The sequence below is a fragment of the Paraburkholderia sp. BL21I4N1 genome (genome assembly GCF_002973525.1).
Lineage (GTDB): Bacteria > Pseudomonadota > Gammaproteobacteria > Burkholderiales > Burkholderiaceae > Paraburkholderia.
In genome coordinates, this window is record NZ_PVEN01000003.1 from 304,299 (window position 1) to 328,949 (window position 24,651).

A 24,651-nucleotide genomic window follows, 5' to 3' on the forward strand; every position below is an offset into this window, starting at 1 on the left:
CCATGAACGTTCTCAGCGAAGTTCCGGCACCAGGAACTGCCGGTAATTGAACGAGGCCGGCACGGTCGAGAAATACGCCGGCGCTGCGCTGCACGCGCCCAGGAATTTGGCATTCCACGCTGCGTCTGGCTTGCGGGCGAAATGAAGCCGCTTCTGCGACGAACAGCCCTTGTCTTCGTTGTCGAGATTCGACAGCAACTGCCATTCGACACTGACGGTGTCGCCCTCGACCTTGCAGATTTTCCCCTGCAGCAACAGCTTCGTTGCGGGTTTCGCGCAGACGTCCGGACTGTCTTGCGCGGGCGAGAACGCATAGGCGACCCGGCTACCGAGTTCGAAATTGTCCAGCGGCTTGCTCAGAAAGTGATGGCCGATGTCGTCGGTGCGTGCCGCGCCGAACAATTCGATGAAGCGGTTCAACACGCGGCGCTTTTTCAGCTTCGTCGCCAGCCCGAGCGCTTGCGCGACTTGCAGCGGATCGCTGCGTACCAGCACGCCCGGCAGGCTGTCGGCGTCGTCGGCGAGCACGGCTTCGGTGGCGGCGGAGTGATTCTGGCTATTCAGCAACAGCAGGTCGGGCTCGTAGTGCATCAGCAGATCGGTGACTTCGCGATCGCGCGAGCGGATGGCCAGCATCAGCGGCGTGTCGCCCGCCGCGTCCTGCACGTTCTGGTGACCGCCCTTCGTGATCAGCAGACGCACCAGCGGCGGATAGTGCGCGGCGATCGCTTTCGTGAAGTCGTCGTCGTAATCGTATTGGGCGAATCCCGGCAGCGCGACGAACAGCAGCGCGGCGGCCGCGAATCGAATGTGGCGGCTCATGCCCGCGCCTCCATGAAAGAAGTGATGACACGTTTGCCGAGGCCGATGCAGGGCTTCTCGATCAAGCGGTAAGTCGTTTCGGCCAGCGCGAGCACGACCGCGAGAAACAGCACGAACTGCAACGCATACCCGGCCCGCGTCAGCTTGAGGAAATCCGGCAGTTGCTCGTAATGGCGGAAGTACACGTCGTTGTAGACGAGGATCAGCAGCACGTGGCCCAGATAAATCGAATACGAGCGCGCGCCGATGTATTCGAGCACACCGGTCAGCCCGGGGATATTCAGAATCCAGCCGCGTTCGAGCGACGCGAGAATTACCAGCGCCACCGACACCAGCGCATAGCCGCAGAATGCCGCGCTCGAGAAGTAGAACTGGCCCGGTCCGCCGCCGAGAATGTCGGTATTCAACACGCCCGGCAGCAACGCCAGCAGCGCGCAGAAACCGATGCCGACCAGCGTCTTGAGCAGCGCGCGCACGCGCGGATTGCGCAGCGCGTCGATGATGGCGGAAGGACGGCCGGGCTCCGCGTCGGCGATAGTCTGGAATTGCCAGACTGGCAGATGCCGATACTTGTCGAGCAGCAGCGCGATAATCACGCCGTACAGCAGCTCGTCGAAACGCGTGTGCGATAGATCGGCGATGCTGACCGATGTCATCGGCCGGGCGACGAACAGCACCAGGCCCACGCCGATCGCGGTGGCCGCGAGCCGGTACGAGGTGCGTCCGCAGAGCACCAGCAGCAAGGGCGCGAGCAGGTAGAAGTGCTCTTCGATCGAGAGGCTGTAGTAGTGCGACATGTTGGTCGGAATGCCGCCATACACCATCGCATAGTTGTAGATGCCGCCCGCGAACGCGATGCCTTCGCGAAAGATATCGGCCGGCCGCGCGAAAATCGCAATGCTGCCGGTCGCCTTCATGACGATCGCGACGACCCAGTACAGAAAAATATAGAAGAACGCCGACGGCGCGATCCGAAACACCCGCCGCAGGTAGAACGCGATGATCGACTGTTTGCTGCGTTCGAGCCGCTCGACCGGCGTCACGCCGGCCTGCTCCGGCAGCGTCGACAGTAGCGAGCGGGACACGACGAAACCGGAGATCACGAAGAACAGGTCCACGCCGGTGAACGACGAGTACAGAAACGGGCTGAACAACTGCTTGAACGGCGCATGCACGATGATGGTGAGCAGCACGGCCACCGCGCGCAAGCGTTCGATTTCGAGATTTTTATGGCTCATGGCATTGGCCGTCAGTCCGGATCGATGGAGCACAGGCGCCGCTCCTGTTTTGCTTTTATGCGCCGACCATGCTGCCGGTCGCGCCGACGTTAGCTACGAAGCCGGACGACCGCCGCGGCGCAACTTGTTCAACAGGAAGTGCGCACCACGCCGCAAATCGCCGTTCGCGAGCCGGCCGACCAGCGTCGCCATCATGCCCCAGCCGAGCGCAAGCGGACGCGGCCAGCGGATGATAGGCGCCACCCAGAAGCGGAACAGCGGGCGATTGCCGAAGCGCGCCGAGAAACGCCGGTAGGTTTCGCGCAGATCGCCTTGCCGCGCGAGCCGCTGACGCACCAGGTTGAACGGATGATACGACTTTAGCATTCGCGTTTCGAACTGCTGGATCGCGTGTTCGCTGAGGCCGGCGGGGCGGTACGAATCGAGAATGCGTCCCAGCCGTTCGACGAAGACTTCAGAGAAGTCATAGCCGCCGGAGTTGGCACGTTTGCAGGCGAGAATGTAGCGCTTCAGATAGGCATTGCGGCCCACCTGCAACGCCGCGTTGACGACCAGATGCACCTGCACCAGATTGCTGCCGCAGAACTGCCGCGCGTCGATTTCCTGCTGGACGCGCCGGTTGATCACGCACGACGAGATGAAGGTGATGTACGGTCCGATCGCCGCGAGGAAATCGCCGACCTGATCGTACTGATCGATGCGCGCGTCGCCGCCCGGATGCTCGACGATCGGGTCCACTTCGTAGCCGAACGGCCGCAGGACGACGACGCCATACTCCGCCTTCTGCAGAAAATCGATCAGATACGAGAGCGTACCGGCCACGTAGATATCGTCGTCGCCCATGATCTGCACGTAGTCGCCGCGCGCTTCGTTGAAGCATTGCGCGATGTTCGCGTCGGAACCCACGTCGATCTTGTTGCGGATGTACCGGATCGGCAGGCCTTGCGCGATCGCGTTCGCGACGACGTCGGGCGTCGAGTCGGTCGAGTGATTGTCGGACACGATGACTTCGAGCACGCCCGGCGGCAGCGTGCGGGCTTCTGCGACGAGACTCCGCAGATTCAGCTCGAGGTAGTTCGCCCGAGTGAAAGTCGGAATCGCAATGGTCAGCAGGGGGGAGGCTTCAAATGTCACGAATCATGTCTCCAGGTCCGGTTGCACCGATACCAGATGAAGAAGGCGATGGGTAAATTCAGGAATAGATTGACCGACGCGAGCACGGTCACGAGCCCCGCCGACGAATAGTGCGCCGCCGCCCATACGATGAGCGGCAGCGTGAAGATCGTCGTGGTGGCGAGGGTCGACATGAACGGTTCGCGGCGGAAGCTGCGCAGATGCGCGGCGAGCCCGCCGATCAACTGGTTGCTGAACACGAACACGAGCAGGCCGGCCAGTTGCCAGAACGGCAGCACCCGGTGCGCGTAGCGGGTCTGCGCGAACAGCAAATCCATGGCCAGCACACCGAACGCCATCACGACGAAAATCGCCGACGACATGGTGAAATCGCGCTTGAACATGTGGTCGAGCGTAGGCCAGTCGCGCATTGCGGCGGCGCGCGCCATGAGCGGCACGCGGCGCGTGATCCACGATTGCGCAACCAGCCCGAGCGTGTTGACGATCGCAAGCGACAACCCGAGCTGGCCCGCGATCACCGCGCCTTGCGTGTGAAACAGAATCGGAATGTTGATCTGCGTGAGCAGATAACCGCACAGCAGGTTGATGCCGAGGCGCCATTGCAACGGCCAGACCTCGTGCCGCCAGTCGAATTTCCGCATCACGCTGTGCATGGCGATGCGCAACAGGCCACGCCGGTAGCGCAGCAGCCAGACGAGCGGGATCAGCAGCGTGGCCGCGGGCACCATGACGGTCGCCCAGAGGCCCGCGCCGGCCGCGAGTGTCGCCCAGCAGCACAGCGAGCCGCAGACCGCCAGCGACAGCCGTAGCGCGTACACGCGGCTGATCTGCCCGGCGCCTTCGAGAATCGACAGGAACGGTGTGACGAGCAGGCCGGCCGCCGTCAGGCTGCAGAGCACGAGCCATGGTGCGAACCAGTGAATCGCGGTGGAGCTTTTCGAGCCGAAGAACAGCATGCCGCCGGGCACGATGACGACCGCGAAGATCGCCGCGGTGACCGCGTACCAGCGCAACGCGCTGCGCACGAGCGCGTGAAAGTAGGGCGTGGCCTCGCCTTCGACGCTGCCGTCGGGCTGCCAGTGCAAACCGGTGAACGCGTGCGCCGACACCTGCACGAGGACCATCGACAGGCCGAGATCGAACAGGGTGTAGAGCGCGGCGACGCTGATAAAGCTGTAGTACCAGCCCTGCGTTTCCGGCGACAGAAAATGCACCGCCAGAATCGTAGTCAGCAGACCGGCGCCAGCTTGCCAGAGGCGCAGCGAAAGGACGAGGGCGAGGTCGCGCGAGATGGGCGGCAGCCGCAGGGGCATGCTGCTCACCGGCGCCGCGCTCGCTGTCCGCCGTCGGTCATGAGACACATTGCGGTCTTTCGCTTAGAAAATCTTGGAAGCGAGGTCGTAGTCGCTCGGTCGGCCGACATCGAGCCAATGTTCGAAGATCGGGAAGCACGACACCGGCTGCGACACCTGATTCAGGTTGTGCGCCACGTCAGTCATGTTGTAGTGGCCGGACTTCGGCAGCGTGTCGAACACGCGCTTCGACAGGAAGTAGATGCCGCTATTCACGAGGAAGCTGAAGTTCGGCTTTTCTTCGATATGCGTGACACGCGAATCGGTTTCGCTAATCACGCCGAACGGCACCTGGAAGGTGTATTGCGTTGCAGCAATGGTCATGGCCGAGGCGCTGCGCAGATGGAAGGCCAGGAACATACCGATATCGAGATTCGTCAGAATGTCGCCGTTGAACACCAGCGTGTTCTCATCGTGGAAGGGCACGAGCGAAAGCGCGCCCCCTGTGCCCAAGGGCGTCTTCTCATGAACGTACTGAATGTCGACGCCGAATTTCTCGCCATTACCGAAGTGGTCGGTAATCTTTTCGGGCAGGTAATGCGTGGCAATGAAAATTCTGCTTGCGCCGTGGCTGACCAGTTTCTCGATGCTGATTTCCAGCATGGGGCGGCCGTTGACCTGCAACATCGGCTTAGGCGTGTCTTCGGTCAGTGGGCGAAGGCGCGTGCCGAAGCCGCCGGCCATGATGACGGCGGTGAAGCTGCGGTTGATGTACTTCGGCGCGTGATTGACCGCATTGTGATCGATGACCGAGACGGGTTTGCCGTTTGCATCGGTCAGCACGAGCTGGCGCAGCGAATGCGTGCGGAACAGATTTTCCCGTTCTTCACGGCTGGAATGAATGCTGGCCGTGATCGGCGCGGGGCGGGCGCTACGTACCTTGATCTTGTGAATTTCGAGCGCGTCGTCGTCGAGCTTGTTGCCTTCGAGGAACGCGCGCCGCACATCGCCATCGGTGATGATGTTGACAAACTTGTCCTGGTCGAACAGCAGTGCGCAGGCCACTGGGCCGCTCGCCTGAATCCGCGCGATAACGTCGGATATCTTTGAATCGAACGATACGCTGAGGCTATCGATATTGTCGAAGTTCGTCATGATCTTACAGCGATAAAAACTTGGGATTATTTAAGCCTGAGCTCTGTGCCTGAACTTGCTCGGCACGCTAAAACTACTCAGTGTCTGACACTGATGGCGGAGGTTTACGCTGCGTAGCGCGGTGGGGAGACATGACGTGAACGCACGAGATTTCGGCGTTCACTGACATGAAACTCTCACAGCGCCACACGGAGGACGCCGCTATTTGAGTTTATCCTAAGGATAGCATGTTGATCCACCTGATATTTGGGCCTACCAGTTCCGCGCACCGTATGTCCAGACGCCATATCCGGCCCGTTGTTTGTCGATCAACGCAGGATGCGATTGTTTCGCATAGCTCAGGTCTGGCGGGTTCGCAAAAACCAGCTTGTAGTCCTGGCCGTCCGAGATATACAGATACTCCGGTGCGCCTACTGCCGGGTTCGGTGCCATGGCGGCAGGACGTACCATGTAATCCGGGAAGAGGCCGGGAATATCGCCGTGCACGGCGCCTGGCGTGACCTTCGCACCCTGAAGCTGGTGATACGGCGTGCCGTTGGCGGCCGCCGGGAAGGCCGCCGGGTAAACGCCGTGATCGAGTTTGTAGCGTGCAAGCTGGGCCGCCATCGCATACATCTCGGCGACGCGGTCTTCTGCTTCGATCTGCTCGTAGGCCATGTCGATCGTCGTGAAGCGATCGGCATCGCTGTGCCATTCTTCGCCGCGCAGATATTTGTCGACGATGCTCAGCACGAACGGCGTCTTGTACGGCACGAGCCCGCTACGCACGGTGATGATTGCGTGCGGCTTGCGGAAGTCCAGGTCGGGCAGGTTGAAGCGTTGACGCAGATACGGATTGATCAGCAAAGGAACGCGCACGGGCCAGCCCGTGTATTCGTCCAGCGACACGCCGAAGCGGTCGCGTGTGCCGTACACGGTGATGAGACTGCCGGTGTACTCGTAATTCCAGATGGTCCGGTCGCCGATGCGCGTGTCGGACGACTTGTCGTCGAATACGAAGGTGCGCACGTCCTTGAGTTCCGACTGATGCGCGCGGACGAAGTCCATGATGGCGATCTGGCGGAACCAGTCGCGCCACAGTTCGGTACCCGTATTGAACGCCGCGCCGACCGACGAGCCGAGCACGTACGCGACCAGTAGATCACGGCCGAAGCGTCGCCACGGTCGCCATCTGCTGAACAGAAGATCGATGCCGTTGATGATGGCGATAATCATCAGGTCGAGCCCGGCAATAGCCGGCATGATGTGGCGGCTTTCGTAGAAGCTCGTGAGGTCGGGTACTTTGCCGACCACGATATACGGGTAGGTCGCCGCGGCGAACAGCACCAGGCCGAGCAGAGCCTGCATTCCAGTGAAGCGCAGCGTTGCGCGTTCCTGCGTGCGTGGCAGCAATTGCAGCAACACGAACGCGATCACCACGCCGCCGGCGATCAAGGGCGCCGGCGTATGCGAGACGGCGTAGGAGAAAAAGTCGTGCAGCACCGGCACGATCAGCGTGAACGACGTGACCATTGCGGACAGCACTTCGTGTTGCGAAATGTCGTTGTAGCTGTCGTATAGCGGCGAGCGGGTCGTCGTGAGCCGCTTGGTGACCAGGAAGATGATAGGCAGGGCAATCAGCAGCGCGTTGCGGCGCGCGAACGCCAGCACAGAGGGCAGGCTGCGGCGTATGGTCTCGCGCAGCACTGGGATCGCCGTGGCGATGCTCGGCATTTTCGGCAGCGGTCCGAAGCTTCCCTGTGCACGCAGATCTTCAACGAACAGAAACGCGAACAGCAGCGCGTACAGCAGCAAAAGCGAGTTCAGATAGAACGAAAAGAAAAAGAACGGAATACTGAAGATGATCGCTTTACTGCGGCGCGTGTTCGCCACGAAGATCGCTGCGCCGACCCAGAATGCGGCAATGTAGACGTTGTAAAACGCCACACTCGTGAGAAAGCGGATCAGCGCGACGTGCGTCGCGCAGTAGATCAGAAACAGCGTGAAGGCTTCGGGCGCGAGCAGTTTCTTTTTGCGGCGCAGCACGTACGCAAACGCGGCGGCGGACACGACCCAGGTGACGAGCGTGACGGCGCGCATCGCGAGTGAAGGCGACGGCAACGAGTTGATGAAGTTGGTTGCGTAACCACCCCACCAGATGCCGAGCTCTTTACCGACGCGGATCATTTGCGCCGGGTTCTGGAAAATCCAGACCCAGTCGTCCCAGAAATAGCCCGGGTTACAGAGGATGAGTGCTGTCCCGCCGAATATTGCGAAAAAAGCGATCGGGAGGCGCCGAATCCAGAGACCCGCCTGATTCATTAGACTACTTCCTTGTTGTTGGGGACTGCACACGTGCACGAAAGCGCGCCTGCTGCGAGCAGGCGTGCCCGTTCGCGCGCGTGCTTTTAGATCAGTTCGTCTTGCGCGTAATCGCGCGCGGCCGGCTGGCCGATCACGCTATCCCAGCGCGCCGGCGAAATGCCGTTGCCGGGTCGTCGGACAGAGAGGTTCTGTGCGGTGAACGTTTCGCCTTTCGCGATCGGACGGGCGGCGACGAGGCTCTTGCGCGCGATCTGCCGGTTCGGCAGTTCGGATGCGGTCGGGCGCTTGCGGCCATCGCCGAGTGCGACGCCGACGCGCCGGATCGCGCGAACCATCGCAGCCAGTTCGGCCGGTTCGAGGCTTGCTTTGTGGTCCGGGCCTTCCATCGTGCGATCGAGCGTGAAATGCTTTTCGACGACTTGCGCGCCCATTGCCGCAGCGGCAATCGGAATTTCGATGCCTTCGGTATGGTCCGAGTAGCCGAAGGTCGCGCCGGGGAAGGCGGCAGCAATCGTCAGCATGGCGCGCAGGTTGATTTCTTCAGCCGGCGCCGGATATTCGGTCGTGCAATGCAGCAGCGTGAGCTTGTCGATCGGCACGCCGGCTTGCTCGCAGGCCTCGACCGCTTCCTCGAGTTCGCCGAGCGTCGCCATGCCGGACGACAGAATGATCGGCAGGCCCATGCTCGCGAGTTCCCGCAGGAACGGAATATTCGTCAGATCGCCCGACGACACCTTGAACGCGCTGACGCCCAGAGTGGTGAGAAAACGCGCGGACTCGATGTCGAACGGCGTCGATAGAAAACCGATGCCTTTCGATTTCGCGTAGACCGCCAGTTCGCGAAACGCGTTTTCGTCCAGTTCGAGCCGCTTGAGCATCTCGAACTGGCTTTCCGTGTGACCGGTGGTGCGTTTCTGGTAGTCGGCCTTCGGCGCTTCGCGCGTCACGAGGGCCTCGGTGCGGAAAGTCTGGAACTTGACGAAGTCCGCGCCGGCTTGCGCCGCCACGTCGACGAGTTGATGAGCCAGATCTAGTGAACCGTTGTGATTGACGCCGGCTTCGGCGATCACTATGCAACGCTCGCTCATGTCAAGCATCCTTAAAGAATCAGTAAGGCGTTCGATGGTAGGCGCGGGGCGCCGGCAACGAGGCCGGCCCGCCCGCGCACCGCTTCAAAGAGACTGCGCGAGGCGACGGTTCTCTTCGATTTCGTCGGCCGGCAGGAACGGGAACATGTCGTCGAGCGGCTTCGATTCGATCTTGCCTTCGGCGTTCTTGAACGACGTCGCCTTCGGCGAAATCCACTGCTCCGGCGAGACCATGACTTCGCACAGCACCGGGCCGTCCACATTGACGACGTCGGCCAGCGACTGACGCAGCGTGGAATGCTGGCTCACTTTGACATACCCAAGGCCGAACGCTTTCGCGAGCGCTTCGAAATCGGGATTGTAGACGTTGGAGCTCGGACCGCTGCCGACGAAACGCCCGTCGAAGAAGTTGTTCTGCGTCGCCTTGATCGAACCATAGCCGTCGTTGTTGAACACGAACACCTTGACTGGCAGCTTGTTGGCGCCAATGGTCAGCAATTCCTGCGCGTTCAGCATCAGGCTGCCGTCACCGGTAATGCACAGCGTGCGCTTGCCGGTGGCGTAGTGCGCGCCGACCGCGGTCGGCAGGTCCCAGCCCATCGACCCCCAGTTGCCGTTCAGCGCCGAGCGCTGATTCTTCTTGATCTTGTACGCCTGGTAGAAGCTCACGCAGTCGAGGCCGTTGCCGGTCACCACGACGTCGCCTCCAGCCGCAACGTCGGACAGCGTGTCCATGAACACGTACGAGTTGATGAACTCGCCGTCGGCGCGGAGCTCTTCCGGCACCATCGGATAGCGCTTCTTCCAGGTCGCGCAGAGGTCGAGCCAGGCGCCATGCGCGCCGTTATAGCCGCCGAGCGCGCCGAGCAGGCCCGGCACGAAATCGCGCAGATCGGAAAGGATCGGCAGGTCCGCCTTGAGCGGGTGGCCTTCGAGTTGACCGGCGTCGACGTCGACGAAAATCTTCTTCGCGCCGACCGCGAATTTCTTCGTTTCAAAGCCCGTTTTCGCGACGCAGAAGCCGACGCCGAGACCGAGAATCAGGTCGGAATTCTGCAGGATGATGTTCGCGTGACGCTGACCGGCCGTGCCGAACACGCCGAACGAATAAGTGTTGTCCCACTCCAGCAGGTCTTTGCCGGTGTAGGGAACGAGCGTCGGAATTTCGAGCTTGTTGACCAGTTCGAGCACGGCTTCGTGCATGCCGGACAGACGCACGCCGTTGCCGAGCACGAGCACCGGACGCTTGGCTGTTTTCAGCGATTCGAGGATTTCCGGCAGATGCTGGGCGCTCGGATCGGCCTTGGGTTCTTCGCCTTCCCAGTGCGGCAGCGCGTCCCAGTCGACTTCCGCCGATTGCATGTCGAGCGGCAGTTCGAGCCACACCGGACCCGGACGACCCGACTTGGCGATGTGATAGGCCTTTTCCAGTTCGCTCAGAATCGTGTTCGGATCGCGCAGCGACACCGCGTATTTCGTGACCGGCTTGACCATCTCGAGGACATTGCCCTCCTGCGGACCGACCTGACGCACCTTCGAGTAATCGGCGATCAGGTTCGAACGCACCTGGCCCGAGACCACCAGCATCGGCACCGAGTCGTACCATGCGCCGACCACGCCGGCGAGTGCGTTGACCGCGCCCGGGCCGAAGGTCGCGAAGCAGACGCCGAAACCATTCATGCGCGCGTAGCCGTCGGCCGCGATCGCACACGCCTGCTCGTGGTAGTTGCAGACATAGCCGAGCTTTTCGCTCTTGCCGAGTGCGTCGAGCAGATACATGATGCCGCCGCCCGACAGCATGAAGACTTTGCCAATCCCGCGTTCTTCGAGGAAACGGATAACTGCGTCAGATACGTTCATAACCAGCTCTTTAAGATGTTAGGTGGTGCACTGCTTGCCGAAAAATCAGCGCTGAAAATAGTCGCCGTCCGCGACGTCGGTGTCGACCACCGCACCAGCGGCGATGAGCGCGTTGTTGCCGACCTTGACGCCGGGCAATAGCGTCGCGCCGGCGCCGACGAACACACCCTCGCCGATGCTCGCACCGCCGCATAGCGTGACGGACGGCGCGACGAAGCAGTGCGCGCCGACCACGCAGTCGTGGTCGATGCTGACGGATGTGTTGATTACCGTGCCCACACCGATTTTGGCGTGCGGCTGCAATATCGCGCCGGCCATGATCTGGCAGCCAGGCGCCAGTTCGACCTCGGCGCCAACGACCGCCGACGGATGTAAAACCGTGGCAAACGAGAAGCCCTGCGCGGACCACAGATCGAACAACTTGCGGTTCACCCGGCTCTTGACCGTGGCGCCGACGCCGTTGGCGAGCTGAGCGCTGTGCGGATCCAGCTTCTGCATCCATTCGTCGCCGCCGATCACTGGCACGCCCAGCATCAGGGTGCCGATTTCGAGCCGTGGATCGATCAGACCGGCAACGCTTGCGCCGCTTGCCGTCAATGCGGCGATCACGACTTTCGCGTGACCGCCGCCGCCCAGCACATAGAGTTTCGTATTCGTCATACCGCGTTTGCCGGCATTGCTGCCGTTATAGGTGAAAGTCGAAAAACTTCTTCATCAGGATATTCGACAGATCGGCGGTCTTCAGCACCTGCTTGATCTGCGGGGCCGCATGCCCCTTGCCGTACAGCGACACGTCCGCGGGCAGTTGCGCACGGAACCCGGGCGTGAGGGCGCGTTCGATTGCCTGCACGATCGATTCGGTGTCGTCGGCGCAGTCGATGACCGACTCGGCTTTCAGACGGCCGCGCTGACGGTCGCCGATGTTCACGGTCGGCACGCGCAGCGCGGGCGCTTCGATCAGCCCGCTCGACGAATTGCCGATCACGACGTCGGCGATCTGCAGCAGGCCCAGATAGCGCTGCTGACCGAGCGAATCGAAAAACCGCACGCGCGCGGGATGGGCCGCCGTGAATTCGCGGATCACACGAGCGATCGCCGAATTGCCGGGATCGGCGTTCACCCCGGTAAACACGATGTTCGCAGTCGGGAAGCGTTCGAGCGCGCTGATCAGCGCCTGGGCGGCAATGGCCGGGTCTTGCGCGTTCAGCGTGACCGGGTGATAGGTCACGGCGAAAACCGGCGCGTTCAACGGCAAGCCGGTGTGGGCCGCCAGCGCGGCGCGATCCGGTAATGTCGTGCGCGTTAGATGGTCGAGGCCCGGCGCGCCGAAATCGAACACCGCGGCCGGGTTCTCGCCCAGTTGCAGCACCCGGTCGCGATACGCGCGCGCCGCGACGAAATGCAGATGCGAGAGCTTGGTGACGGCGTGACGGATCGATTCGTCCATCGCGCCTTCGCTCGTCTCGCCGCCGTGAATATGCGCGACCGGAATTTTCATCAGCAGCGCGACCTGCGCCGCTGCCAGTTCTTCGTAACGGTCCCCGAGCAGCACGATCAGGTCCGGCGCGAGGCGTTCATATGCGTCGGCCAGACCGATGACAGCGAGACCCGTCGACTTCGACGTCGCGACGCCGGAGTCGCCCGACAGTTGCATGTCGACGCGTGCGTCGATCGGAAAACCGTCGCGCTCGATTACGTCGACCGTGCGGCCCCATGCACTGCACAGATGTGCACCGGTGACGATCACCTGCAACTGCAAATCCGGATCCTGCTGCACCTCCCGCATCACCCAGTACAGGTGACCGTAGTCGGCGCGCGTGCCCGTGACGAAGCAGATCCGGCGTCGCGTCGTACTCATGAGCCGGCGACCTCGCGGCGAACCGCGGCGACCACCTCGGCCAGTTGCTCGTTCGTAATGCCGGTCGAGCAGGGCAGGGTGACGATACGTTGCCAGATGGATTCGCTCGTGCGCAGATCGCCGCGCGGCGCATCGGCGAACGGCGCCTGGTAGTGCAGCGGCTTCCAGAACGGACGGGCGTCGACGCCGGCCGCGCGCAACGCGGCGCGCAGCGGCGCGGAGTCGCCCGTGGGCAGGATGAAGCCTGAGAACCAGCACGCGCTTTGTGCGAATTCCGGCGACGGGAATGGCACCGCTTGCGGCAGATCGCGGAACGCTTCGTCGTAGAAATGCGCGATGGCGCGCTTCTTGGCGACGAACGTGTCCAGCAACTCCATCTGCGCACAGCCGACGGCGGCTTGCAGATTCGTCATCCGGTAGTTGAAGCCGACGCGGTCGTGATCGTAATCGGCGCCGACGCGTGCGGTCGTGGTCAGGTGACGGACGAGGTCGATCAGCTTCTTGTCATTGCCGGAGATCGCACCGCCGCCGCCGGCCGTGACCGTCTTGTTGCCGTTGAACGAGAACATCGTCAGATCGGCGCCCATGTCGCCAAGCGGACGGCCCTTGTAGGTCGCGCCGAGTCCTGCGGCCGCGTCGGCCACCACCGGCACGCCGAAGCGGCGCGCGGTCGCGACGATCGGATCCATGTCCGCGGGCATGCCGAGCGTGTAGACCGGCACGATCGCGGCGACGCGTTTGCCGGTTGCGCGATGCACGGGCAAGCCGTCGGCGCCGGGCGTCGTTTCGTTTTCGAGCGCGTTCTGGAGCGCAACCGGGTCGAGCGTCCACGAGTTTGCGTCGATGTCGAGCAGCCAGGGCTGAGCGTGCGCATGCGCGACCGCGTTGGCCGTGGCGATGAAGCTCAGGCCCGGCACCACCACGAGATCGCCCGGCTGCACGCCGACCGCGACCAGCGCGGCATGCAGGCCGGTCGTGCCGGCCGACGTGGCGACCGTATGGGCGTAGCCGGAGGCTTCGCTGATCTGCTGCTCGAAGCGCGAGACGAACGGGCCGACCGTCGACACGAAGGTGGTGTCGATGCACTCGTTCAGGTACTTGCGTTCATTGCCGGCGAGGTTGGGAATGGCTAACGGGATCATTGTGCAGTCGTCCCCTGACCTTCGAAAACGGTTTCGCGATACCAGCGGTACGTCAGCGCGATGCCTTCGTCGAGACCGACGACGCCTTGCACGCCGGTCAGCTTGTCGAGCAGGCGGGTGCTCGGGCAGCGGCGCGCGGGCGAGCCGGGCGTGGCCGCTTGCGGCACCAGCGTCAGTTGACGGCCGACCGCCGAGACCACCGCGCTGGCGACTTGGCCGATCGTGACTTCCGGCGCTTCATTGCCGATGTTGACCGTCTGGCCGACCGCGCTGTCCGACTCGGTCAACGCGCGAATCATGCGCACCGCGTCGCTGACGTAGCAGAACGTGCGCTTGTGGTCGACGCTGAACACGTCGAGCGAGTCGCCGTCTTTCGACTTCCATGCCTTGAACAGCAACTCGGGGATCACGTGCGACATGCCCATGCGCGGGCCGTACACGTTATGCAGGCGGACGTTGGTGACCGGCAGGCCGCTCATGTTGCACATGGCTTCGCCGTACAGCTTCGACAGCATATAGCTGGTGCGCGGCTGCTCGAGCGCCGTCAGCGCGATCGGCGTCGTTTCCGGCGTTGGGATCGGCATGTCCATGTGGATCAGCGTGCCCGCGTAGACCTCGGACGTCGAGCTGAACAGCAGACGCTGCAGCGCCTTCTGGCGGCGCGCGAGGCTGATCACGTTTTCGGTCATGCGCACGTTCGCGGTCAGCACTTCGTACGGGCGTTGCAGCACGTGGACGACGCCGATAATGGCCGCGAGGTGATAGATGTGCGTGTAGTCGTCGTCGAGCGATTGCAGCGACGCTTCGTCGAGCAAGTCCGCATTGATGATCTTCACGCCGTGTTTGGCGACCGCAGCCTCGATGAACGGGTCCTGCACGCCGCGTTTGAAATTGTCGAGAAGATGGACCGTGTGGCCCTCTTCGCCCAGGCTGTTAGCCAGATGACCGCCAACGAAACCCACACCGCCCGTAATCAAAACCTTCACGTTCAACTCCTGTATGTTGTGTGCCAGCGTATTTCCGTACGCTGGCAGTGTACTCGCCGGCTGCGCGGCAGCCAGGGGCGAGGGCCCGGCACGCCGTGCGCGCCGCGCTTAAGCGCGCGTGCCGCGCCCGATCGACTCGACGCGGCAGCCCAGCGCGGCGAATTGCGCGCGCTGGTCGTGCGACAGGCAGTCGTTGGCGTCGAGAATGTACGGCTTATGGCCGCCGAGCCACGTGGCCGGCTGCAACGCGCGGAATTCTTTGTGCGGCACGGCAAACACCACCGCGTCCACATCCGGGCACGCGCCCAGCGTGGTCGCGACGTCCAGCCCGAGCTCGTCCCAATGGTTGAGCAGCGGATCGTGGCACGTCACTTCCGCACCTTCGATCACCGCGCCTTCGTAGAACGGCTGTGACGGCGAATAGCGGGTGTCGGCAACGTCCTGGCGATACGAAATGCCCGCCAGCAGCAGACGCTTGTCGGCGAGGCTGCCGAGCGCGCCGCGCAGCTTGTCGAGCGAATACAGCGGCATATCCTGATTGATCTTCACCGCGCTGCGCGACAGCGGGAATTCGATGTCGGTCAGGTTGAAAATGTCTTTCGCGGCCAGGTCGGCGAACAGCGGGTCTTTGGTCAGGCAGTAACCGCCGACGCCGAAGCCCGGTTGCTTCATGTTGCTGTGGGTCGGGCGCTTGCGGATCGCGTTGATGACTTCGAACATGTCGATGCCGACCTTTTCCGCGAAACGGCCCCATTCGTCCATGAACGCGATGTTGACCGCGCGATAGCTGTTTTCCAGTACCTTCGACGTTTCCGACGCGGTGGTATGCGACAGGCGCGTCAGCGGGAACTCCGCCACGTTGACGACGTGCGACAGGAAAGCTTCGCAGGCGTCGCCGGCTTGCGGCGTGTCACCCGCGAAAACGCGCCAGAAATCGGTGATCGACGCGAGGTAGTTGTCACCCGGCATCACGCGCTCGTAGGCGTGCGCGAGCAGGAACGCGCCTGCCGGCAGGCCGCGCGCTTCAGCGCAGCGATCCAGCACCGGACGGATCACGTTCGAACAGGTGCCAGGCGGCACCGTCGTCTCGACGACGACGAGCGTGCCGGGCTGAATGTGCTGACCGACCGTTTCGATCGCGCGGATGAACGGGCCGAATTCGAGGTGGCCTTCGCCGGTCAGATCGCCGATGTCGAAGTGAACGTCGACCACGACGATCGACGCCGCCGCCAGCACGCTGACGTCGGTGCTCGCCTTCAGGTTGCCGGCTTCGTGCGCGTGACGGGTTTGGGCGATCAGGTTCGAGTCGGTCGTGCCGAACGGGAACTCGCCGTGATTGATTTTGTTGACGCGGTGTTCGCCGGTTTCCGTCGCGAGGTCGAGACCGACCACGTCGAAGACCGGTTCACCGCCGTGGCGCGTGCCCGCCCGGGCGCAGGCGACCGCCATGGCGGCGCCGACAAAGCCAAGACCTTGAATGCAAACAAGTTGTTTCATGTCGTACTCGGATATCAAATCGGGTTCGTTGCGCGGATTCACGCGGGATGGCGTGCGCGATGCCAGTCCATCGTGCGCCGGATCGCTTCTTCAAGCGGAATCGAGACCTGCAGATCCAGTTCGCTCGCGGCGCGCTGCAGCGACGGCAGATACGCCGACGGCTTCGCGCCCGGCACCGGCGTGCCCTTGATGAGCACGGAGTCGGCTGCGCCCGCGACCTTCGCGACCGTGCGCGCCAGCTCTCCGATCGACACAATCTCGTCGCCGCCGACGTTGTACGGCACACCCGAGCGGCCGCGCACCAGCACGCGGATCAGCCACACGACGAGGTCCGCCGCGTACAGATAGGAGCGCAGCGGCGTACCGTCGCCGCCGACCACGATCTCGCGGCCCGCGAGCGCGTCGCGCATGAAGTTGCCGATCGCGTAATTGCTGTCGAGCGCGAGGTACGGACCGACGAACGCGAAGCAGCGGGCAATCAGCGCGCGGTAGCCGTGCTGCTGCGCGGCGACCGAGGTCATGATTTCCATCATGCGCTTCGACTGGCCGTAGACGATCCGCTCGGACGCGTAGTCCGCGACGCCAGCCGGGCCTTCGACGCAAAGATTGTCGACCACCGAATCCATTGGCGAATACACCGCGCCGGAGGTCGTGATCAGGACGGCTTGCGAACGATGTGAGGCGGCCATGTCGAGCAGACGGCGCGTACCGTCGATCGCCGCGTTCAAATGACGCTGCGCCCAGTCGCCCGATTGTTCGAGGTTCGTTTCCGAAGCCGCGTGCAGAATGTGGCTGACCGGCTCGGCGGGGGCCTCGAAATCCGTCAGGCTGCCGGCCACGAAATTCAGGCCGGCGCGACCGCGCAGGTGCGGCGCGCGCTGTTCGAGGAATTTCTCCGGCGCACGGCTCAGCACCGTGATGCGCAGATTCAGCGCATGTTTTTCGTTCGCCCACAGCAGGCTTTCGAGCAGCCAGATACCGAAAAAGCCGGTGCCCCCCGTGATGAACAGATGGGCATCGCGCAGTTGCGGCAGATCGCCTTGCAGCTGGGCGGCGACGTGTTCCAGATCGCGCTGGAACAACGTATGGCCGCTCGGAATCGTGTGCTCCATAAAACTCTCAGTCAAAGTTGATGCGTTCGCGCTCGACCACCATCGGCCGCTTCACCGTGTGCGTGACCAGCAGGCCGACGTATTCGCCGAGCAGGCCCATCAGCAGGAACAGCATGCCCATGAAGAAGAACACGCCGATTGCGAGCGGCGCGATACCCATCTGGAATTCGCTCCATGCAATCAGCTTACGCACGAAATAGTAGATGCCGGTCAGGAAGCTGAGGCCGCTCATCGCGATACCTATCATCGTCGCGAGGCGTAGCGGTGCCTTCGAGTGATTGACGATGCCGAGCAGTGCGCTGTCGAGATAGACGAGGAACGTGCCCTTCGAGATGCCACGTTTGCGCACCGGCTTGTCGAACGGCACTTCGGCGCGCGCATAGCCGATTTCGCAGATCAGGCCGCGGAAATACGGATACGGGTCTTCGATCTTGCGCAGAATGTCCATCACGGCCTTGTCGTACAGACCGAAGCCCGTGAAGTTCTGCACCTGCTCCACTTCGGAAATGCGGGTGATCAGCGCGTAGTAAGCCTTGCGCATCAGCGGCATGAGGCCGCGCTCTTCGTGCTTGCGGCGCACGCCGATCGCGACCTTGAAGCCTTCTTCCCACTTGCGGATGAAATCGAGAATGAGTTCCGGCGGATCTTCGAGGTCCGACGCCATGCCGATCACCGCGTCACCTTGTGCAAGCAGCAGCGCGTGATACGGGGAACGGATATGACCGAAATTGCGGACGTTGACGATGGCCTTTAGCCGCTTGTCGCGCGCGGCGATTTCACGAATGACATCGACCGTGCCGTCGGTGGACGCGTTGTCGATCAGGAGAATCTCGTAATCGAGATGCGGCACCTGCGCCATGACCGCCGTAATGCGTTCGTGCAGTTCGGCAATGTTGTCGCGTTCGTTGAAGCAGCCGGCAACGATGCTAATTAGTTTCTTGTCGCTCATCCGCGCTGTGCTTTCTTGAAAGTGAATCGGTCGTGCCCCGCGTAGGAAATGGCCACGCTAACGCTCATGAGCAGGCCCTGGGCAAGCCAGAACGGAATGCCCAGAATGTTCACGAGCAGCCACAAACCTGCGATGCCAATGAGCGCGCTGCTGCCGTACACGACGTAGCAGCGCAAATACTCGCGAAGCCAAGGCTCACGCGAGTTGAACACGAACAGCTTGTAAGTAATAAACGACTCTGTGATGCAGATCACGTTGGCGATCACACCGATCACGACGATGTGCAGGTGCGGCCGCAACGCGTAGTACAAGCCGACGGTTGCAAAATAGCCGAAGGCGGTGTTGAGGCCGCCCACGAGCAGGTAGCGCAACATTTTCTTGCGCGTTTCCCGGTCGCCGGTGAAGGCCGCTTTCAGCTTGTTCAACATGTTGGCTTGCCGTTCCTCACAGAGTGCGCTCGTTTATAGGCTTGACGTGCTTCAGAAATTCACGCCGAGGAAGGTTTCGATCTTCTCGGCGATGTAGTCGAGTTGCGGCTCTTTCAGACCCGGGAAGGTGCCAACCCAGAACGTGTCGTTCATGATGACGTCGGTGTTGGTCAGCTCGCCGCTCACGCGGTAGTTGCGACCGATCATGTACGGCTGGCGCGTCAGGTTGCCCGCGAACAGCAGGCGCGTGCCGATCTTGTTCTGATCGAGATACGTGAGCAGGTCGACGCGGCGTAGGCCGGCTTCCGGCTTCAGCGTGATCGGGAAGCCGAACCACGACGGATCCGAATTCGGCGTGGCTTCCGGCAGGATCAGGAATTCGACGCAGCTGGCGAGACGGTTCTTCAGGTACGCAAAGTTACGGCGGCGCGCTTCGACGAATTCGGCAGCACGGTCTAGCTGCGCGAGGCCGCAGGCGGCCTGCATGTCGGTGATCTTGAGGTTGTAGCCGAGGTGCGAGTACGTGTACTTGTGGTCGTAACCTTCGGGCAGATTGCCGAGTTTCCAGCAGAAGCGCTTGCCGCAGGTGTTGTCTTTGCCCGGCGGGCAGTAGCAGTCGCGGCCCCAATCGCGGAACGATTCGGCGATCAGACGCAGATCTGGATTGTTCGTGAAGACCGCGCCGCCTTCGCCCATCGTGATGTGGTGAGCGGGGTAGAAGCTCAGTGTGCCGATGTCGCCGAACGTGCCGACCATCTTGCCGTCGTACGTCGAGCCGAGCGCGTCGCAGCAGTCTTCGATCAGCCACAAATTGTGCTTCTTGCACAGCGCGACGATCACGTCGAGGTTGTACGGATTGCCCAGCGTGTGGGCCAGCATGATCGCCTTGGTCTTCGGGCTGATCGCGGCTTCGATCTTCGAGGCGTCGATGTTGTACGTGCCCAGTTCGACGTCGACGAACACCGGCACCGCGCCGAATTGCAAAATCGGGTTCACGGTGGTCGGAAAACCGGCGGCCACGCCGATCACTTCGTCGCCCGGTTTGATCGCGCGGTCGCCGAGTTTCGGCGAGGTCAGCGTGTTGAACGCGACCAGGTTCGCCGACGAACCGGAGTTGACCGTGATCAGATGCTGCACGCCGATGAACTTCGCCAGACGCTGTTCGAACAGATCGTTGAAGCGCCCGGTGGTGAGCCAGCCATCCAGCGACGCGTCGACCATCAGTTCCATTTCGCGCGCGCCGATCACCTTGCCGGACGGCGGAATCACCGTGACGCCGGGTTCAAAATCGGGCGCACGCGTGGCGAGTTCGCCGTACTGGCCGACCAGCTGGATGATTTGCTCTCTGAGTTGCTCTTTACTGGGGTTCATTTGGCTTGATAAGCGTTGATTTGTGAAAGGGACAGCGCGCGCATGTCGGCATTTCTCATGAATGCCTGATGCCACTCAACGATATGGTCGATCGCCTCGGAGAGCGTCCAGCGCGGGGACCAGCCGAGCAGGCTCTTTGCCTTGGAACAATCGAGTTTCAGGTAGGTCGCTTCATGCGGCTGCGGCGCGCCGTCGCGCTGCCAGGCGGCGCCGTCGCCCCAGCGCGAGACCAGATGCTCGACAATCCATTGCACCGGTTGCGTGTCGGAATCGTTCGGGCCGAAATTCCAGCCGCCGACGAACTTGACGCCTTCGGTGTAGAGCTTTTCGGCGAGCGCCATATAACCGCTCAGCGGTTCGAGAACGTGCTGCCACGGCCGGATTGCGTGCGGATTGCGGATCTGAACAGGCACGCCGGCGCTGACCGCGCGCATCATGTCGGGGATCAGACGGTCGCCGGCCCAATCGCCGCCGCCGATCACGTTGCCGGCACGGCCGCTCGCCACCGCGACGCGATGTTCCGCATAGGCGGCCGGGTTGAAATACGAATTGCGGTAGGCGTCGGTGACCAGTTCCGCGCAGCCCTTGCTGTTGCTATAGGGGTCGAAGCCGCCCATGGGCTCGGTTTCCCGGTAGCCCCAGACCCACTCGCGATTCTCGTAGCATTTGTCACTCGTCACGTTGACGACCGCGCGCACCGACGGCGTATGGCGCACGGCTTCGAGCAGATGAACCGTGCCCATCACGTTGGTCGAGTAAGTTTCGACCGGTTCCTTGTACGACAGCCGCACGAGCGGCTGCGCGGCCATATGGATCACGATTTCCGGCTGGGCTGCGGCAAACACGCGCCTCAGATGATCGAGGTCGCGAATGTCGCCGAGATTCGACTTCATGTTGTCGCCGACCCGCGCGGTGTCGAACAGACTCGGTTCGGTCGGTGCGGCCAGCGCGTAGCCGGTGACCTCCGCGCCGAGTTGTTGCAGCCACAAACAGAGCCAGCCGCCTTTAAAGCCGGTATGGCCGGTTACCAGAACGCGTTTGCCTCGCCAGAATTGCTGGTTCATGCCCACTTTTTCCACGGCGCCTTGCCCGAATTCCACAGATCTTCCAGATGATTCTTGTCGCGCAGCGTGTCCATGGGTTGCCAGAAGCCGCGGTGAAACCATGCCTGCATCTGGCCTTCGGCCGCGAGACGCTCCATCGGGCCGCGTTCCCAGATCGTGTCGTCGGCGGAGATGTAGTCGAGCACCTTCGGCGATAGCACGAAGAAGCCGCCGTTGATCCACGCGCCGTCGCCGTGCGGTTTTTCCTGGAAGCTGCGAACCAGGTTGTCCTGCACATCGAGCGCGCCGAAACGTCCGGGGGGCTGCGTGGCGGTCAGCGTGGCGAGCTTGCCGCCGGCGCGGTGGAATTCGATCAGCTTCGTGATGTCGATGTCGCCCACGCCGTCGCCGTACGTGAAGCAGAATTCCTCGCCGTCCAGATATTGCCCGACGCGCTTCAGCCGGCCGCCGGTCATGGTGTGCTCGCCGGTATCGATCAGCGTGACACGCCACGATTCGGCGTTGTTCTGATGCACTTCCATCTTGTTGTCCCGCATGTTGAACGTGACGTCCGACATGTGGAGGAAGTAGTTCGCGAAGTATTCCTTGATGACGTAGCCCTTATACCCGCAGCACACGATGAAGTCGTTCACGCCATGGGCGGAATACATCTTCATGATGTGCCAAAGAATGGGCCGCCCGCCGATTTCTATCATCGGCTTCGGCTTCAGATAGGTTTCTTCGGAGATTCGGGTGCCCAAGCCACCAGCGAGCAACACTGCTTTCATCTCTATTGCGTCCTCTTGACGGACCGGGGGTCGAGTAATGTCATATGTACAAATCAGGAGCCCACTGCCGGGTCGTGCGATGTTGTCTGCATACGGCAATCAGCTTTTGATTTGGAGCATTTCATGGGCCTGCTTTAGCGGTGCCAGGCGCTTTGCGCACAGGCGTCAGGTCAATGTATGGTGGGTGGTGGTCGATGCAATACGCATCGTTGCAACCTCCACGACCGACGTCTCACTGGAGGGGACGTTACGCCTGCTGGGCGGGCGGCAGTCAGCCGGTATACGAACGACTGGTTTAAAACACATCGATATGCGTGGTCCGTTCATCGCTTGTCCGTTTATTCCGTCGACGCCGGACATCTGTCATGCGCAAACGGTTGCGCGTCGGCCAGGAGGCCTTTTGCACGTCGTTTCGCCATGTTCGGGGGTAGCCCGCTTGGGAAAGTGCAGATTATACACAGTCGCTTTTCGGTCAGGTGCACACTATCCGACCCGAAAAAACGCCCTGACCGCCGTGCTCGCAAGGCCATCTTCGTCAAGCTTCGCCGATCCGCCACACGACCGACCAGGCGGGCGTTACGGGCCAAAACCCCGACGACACCCGCAAGCGCCCGGTCGGGTTTGGCTGTGCGCCGGTTGTGAACATTAGTGAACGACCGGAATCAGGCGCAAAGCTTGCCTAGCTCCGCAAATTTCCGCACACTGGCGACGCCGTTGCGAGCGCCTATAATTTTTACCAAAAAAACGTCGCAATTGCGCGACACGTTACTCTTGAATATGAATGTTACAAACCCGCCGCACCCCGTTGCTGACGGATTGTCTGTTTCGATCGTAGTCTATCGGCCTGACGCGGAGTTGTTGGCACGCACGCTGGACAGCCTGGCGCTGGCCTGCGATCAGTTGCGGCAAACGCGCCCTGAACTGCCGCTGAGCTTATGCATCGTCGATAACGGCGGACTGGCGCAGACGCCGCTCGATATAGACGTGCTGGCTCGGCACGGGATCCGCTACGACGTGATCAGCGGGCACGGCAACGTCGGTTATGGGCGCGGCCACAATCTGGCGATAGAGCAGGCCTCGAGCTGTTTCCATCTGGTGCTGAACCCGGATATCGATCTCGGCCGGACCGCGTTGTCGGCCGCGTTTGAATTTTTCGAATCGCAGCCGGCCGCCGGCTTACTGACGCCTTGCATCGGCGACGAAAGCGGCGGCATTCAATACCTGTGCCGCCGGTATCCGACGCTGCTGGACCTGTTCGTGCGCGGCTTCCTGCCGGGCGGCGCGCAGCGGTTGTTTCGCCGCCGCCTCGCGCGCTACGAAATGCGCGACGTCATCAACGAACGCGACGTGGTGTGGGATCCGCCGATCGTCAGCGGTTGTTTCATGCTGTTCCGCACCGATCGGCTGAAGCAGCTGGGTGGTTTCGATCCGCGCTACTTCCTCTATTTCGAGGACTACGACCTGAGTTTGCGCACCCACGAGGTGACCCGCGTGGCCTATGTGCCGAGCGTGCGCGTGTTGCACCACGGTGGCGGCGCTTCGCGCAAGGGCTCGGCGCACATCAAGATGTTCGGCGCGTCGGCGCTCAAGTTTTTCAACCGGTTTGGCTGGAAATGGGTGTGAGCAGGATTCTCGTCAGCGGCGCCAACGGGTTTGTCGGCCGCGCCTTGTGCGAAGAGTTGCTGCAGCGCGGACACGCTGTCACCGGGCTGGTCCGCACGCCTGGCGGGAGCGTGCCCGGTGTCGAGGAATGGCTGCATGACAGCCGGGACTTCGCGGATCTCGACGCTGCGTGGCCGCAAGGCCTCGCGGCCGACTGCGTGGTGCATCTCGCCGCCCGCGTGCACGTAATGCACGACGCCGCCGTGGACCCGCTCGCCGCCTTCCGCGCGACCAACGTCGAAGGTGCGCTGCGCGTGGCGGCGGCGGCGCACCGGCACGGCGTGCGGCGGATGGTGTTCGTCAGCAGTATCAAGGCGCTGGCCGAAACGGATGGCGGGCGCTCGCTGCGCGAGACCGACACGCCGGCGCCGGAAGACGCCTACGGCCGCTCGAAGCTGGAAGCCGAACAGGCGTTGCTGCGCTTCGGCGAGCAAAGCGGACTGGATGTCGTCATCGTGCGCCCGCCACTGGTGTATGGGCCGAACGTGCGAGCGAACTTTCTCAGCTTGATGTCAGCGATTGCACGCGGCGTGCCGCTGCCGCTCGGCGCGATCGGCGCGCGCCGCAGCATGGTTTACGTCGGCAATCTTGCGCACGCGCTTGCGCACTGTGCGACCGATCCGCGTGCCGCGCATGGCTGCTTTCATGTGGCCGACGGCGAGGATCCAACGGTGGCAGGTCTCGCGCGCGCGCTTGGCCGGCATCTGCGCAAACCGGCGCGTTTGTTGCCGGTGCCCGCTAGCTGGCTGCGCGCCGCCGGACGTTTGACCGGCCGTACCCAGCAGGTCGACCGTCTGGTCAGCGATCTGCGCGTCGACACCGCGCGTTTGCGCGAGACGCTCGACTGGCAGCCGCCGTACTCGATTGACGAAGGCCTCGCCGAAACGGCGGCTTGGTATCGCAACACGCATTGAAGGCATGG

The 24,651-nt window shown here is 62.5% G+C and carries 21 protein-coding genes; 2 read left to right on the top strand and 19 right to left on the bottom strand.

Annotated features, from left to right (window positions below; genetic code table 11):
* Positions 1-12 precede the first annotated feature (12 nt).
* From B0G83_RS10865 to rfbF, 19 genes are all read right to left on the bottom strand, one after another.
* Positions 13-822 carry an ankyrin repeat domain-containing protein gene (locus B0G83_RS10865; RefSeq protein WP_105507432.1) on the bottom strand — a complete coding sequence of 270 codons (810 nt, stop codon included), beginning with the start codon at positions 820-822 and terminating at the stop codon, positions 13-15.
* Positions 819-2,060, bottom strand: a complete 1,242-nt coding sequence (locus B0G83_RS10870; protein WP_105507433.1) for an acyltransferase — start codon at positions 2,058-2,060, stop codon at positions 819-821. Before B0G83_RS10870 ends, B0G83_RS10865 begins: the two co-directional genes overlap by 4 nt.
* A 93-nt stretch (positions 2,061-2,153) precedes the next feature.
* A complete protein-coding gene (locus tag B0G83_RS10875; RefSeq protein WP_105507434.1) occupies positions 2,154-3,194 on the bottom strand; it encodes a glycosyltransferase family 2 protein in 1,041 nt (346 codons plus the stop codon).
* Positions 3,191-4,507, bottom strand: coding sequence for a hypothetical protein (locus B0G83_RS10880; protein ID WP_146120200.1), 1,317 nt, complete (start codon positions 4,505-4,507; stop codon positions 3,191-3,193). Before B0G83_RS10880 ends, B0G83_RS10875 begins: the two co-directional genes overlap by 4 nt.
* Before the next feature lie 63 nt (positions 4,508-4,570).
* A complete protein-coding gene (locus tag B0G83_RS10885) occupies positions 4,571-5,641 on the bottom strand; it encodes a nucleotidyltransferase family protein (RefSeq protein ID WP_105507436.1) in 1,071 nt (356 codons plus the stop codon).
* Between the two features lie 252 nt (positions 5,642-5,893).
* Positions 5,894-7,942, bottom strand: a complete 2,049-nt coding sequence (locus tag B0G83_RS10890) for a hypothetical protein (RefSeq protein ID WP_105507437.1) — start codon at positions 7,940-7,942, stop codon at positions 5,894-5,896.
* Between the two features lie 86 nt (positions 7,943-8,028).
* A complete protein-coding gene (gene neuB / locus B0G83_RS10895; RefSeq protein ID WP_105507438.1) occupies positions 8,029-9,033 on the bottom strand; it encodes an N-acetylneuraminate synthase in 1,005 nt (334 codons plus the stop codon).
* An 84-nt stretch (positions 9,034-9,117) separates the two neighbouring features.
* Positions 9,118-10,893, bottom strand: a complete 1,776-nt coding sequence (locus B0G83_RS10900) for a thiamine pyrophosphate-binding protein (RefSeq protein WP_105507439.1) — start codon at positions 10,891-10,893, stop codon at positions 9,118-9,120.
* A 45-nt stretch (positions 10,894-10,938) separates the two neighbouring features.
* A complete protein-coding gene (locus B0G83_RS10905) occupies positions 10,939-11,553 on the bottom strand; it encodes an acetyltransferase (RefSeq protein WP_105507440.1) in 615 nt (204 codons plus the stop codon).
* 25 nt (positions 11,554-11,578) lie between these two features.
* Positions 11,579-12,751: a UDP-N-acetylglucosamine 2-epimerase gene (gene neuC / locus B0G83_RS10910; protein WP_105507441.1), complete on the bottom strand. Its 1,173-nt coding sequence runs from the start codon at positions 12,749-12,751 to the stop codon at positions 11,579-11,581.
* Complete coding sequence (locus B0G83_RS10915; RefSeq protein ID WP_105507442.1) at positions 12,748-13,893, bottom strand: aminotransferase class I/II-fold pyridoxal phosphate-dependent enzyme; 1,146 nt, start codon at positions 13,891-13,893, stop codon at positions 12,748-12,750. Before B0G83_RS10915 ends, neuC begins: the two co-directional genes overlap by 4 nt.
* Positions 13,890-14,879 (bottom strand): NAD(P)-dependent oxidoreductase, encoded by a 990-nt coding sequence (locus B0G83_RS10920; RefSeq protein WP_219849014.1) that lies wholly within the window; start codon positions 14,877-14,879, stop codon positions 13,890-13,892. The genes B0G83_RS10915 and B0G83_RS10920 overlap by 4 nt, the downstream gene beginning before the upstream one ends.
* Positions 14,880-14,987: 108 nt before the next feature.
* Positions 14,988-16,376, bottom strand: coding sequence for a nucleotide sugar dehydrogenase (locus tag B0G83_RS10925; RefSeq protein WP_105507689.1), 1,389 nt, complete (start codon positions 16,374-16,376; stop codon positions 14,988-14,990).
* Positions 16,377-16,414: 38 nt separating this feature from the next.
* Entirely contained in the window at positions 16,415-17,488 is a 1,074-nt protein-coding gene (locus B0G83_RS10930) for an NAD(P)-dependent oxidoreductase (protein WP_105507444.1), read from the bottom strand.
* A gap of 7 nt (positions 17,489-17,495) precedes the next feature.
* On the bottom strand, positions 17,496-18,437 hold the full coding sequence (locus tag B0G83_RS10935) for a glycosyltransferase family 2 protein (protein ID WP_105507445.1): 942 nt from the start codon (positions 18,435-18,437) through the stop codon (positions 17,496-17,498).
* On the bottom strand, positions 18,434-18,865 hold the full coding sequence (locus B0G83_RS10940) for a GtrA family protein (RefSeq protein ID WP_105507446.1): 432 nt from the start codon (positions 18,863-18,865) through the stop codon (positions 18,434-18,436). The genes B0G83_RS10935 and B0G83_RS10940 overlap by 4 nt, the downstream gene beginning before the upstream one ends.
* A gap of 51 nt (positions 18,866-18,916) precedes the next feature.
* Positions 18,917-20,236 carry a lipopolysaccharide biosynthesis protein RfbH gene (gene rfbH, locus B0G83_RS10945; protein ID WP_105507447.1) on the bottom strand — a complete coding sequence of 440 codons (1,320 nt, stop codon included), beginning with the start codon at positions 20,234-20,236 and terminating at the stop codon, positions 18,917-18,919.
* Positions 20,233-21,300, bottom strand: coding sequence for a CDP-glucose 4,6-dehydratase (rfbG, locus tag B0G83_RS10950; RefSeq protein ID WP_105507690.1), 1,068 nt, complete (start codon positions 21,298-21,300; stop codon positions 20,233-20,235). The genes rfbH and rfbG overlap by 4 nt, the downstream gene beginning before the upstream one ends.
* Positions 21,297-22,067: a glucose-1-phosphate cytidylyltransferase gene (gene rfbF / locus B0G83_RS10955; protein WP_105507448.1), complete on the bottom strand. Its 771-nt coding sequence runs from the start codon at positions 22,065-22,067 to the stop codon at positions 21,297-21,299. The genes rfbG and rfbF overlap by 4 nt, the downstream gene beginning before the upstream one ends.
* A 777-nt stretch (positions 22,068-22,844) precedes the next feature.
* Here rfbF and B0G83_RS10960 point away from each other — a divergent pair.
* On the top strand, positions 22,845-23,690 hold the full coding sequence (locus B0G83_RS10960) for a glycosyltransferase family 2 protein (protein ID WP_105507449.1): 846 nt from the start codon (positions 22,845-22,847) through the stop codon (positions 23,688-23,690).
* Positions 23,687-24,643 (top strand): SDR family oxidoreductase, encoded by a 957-nt coding sequence (locus B0G83_RS10965; RefSeq protein ID WP_105507691.1) that lies wholly within the window; start codon positions 23,687-23,689, stop codon positions 24,641-24,643. Before B0G83_RS10960 ends, B0G83_RS10965 begins: the two co-directional genes overlap by 4 nt.
* Positions 24,644-24,651: the final 8 nt, after the last annotated feature.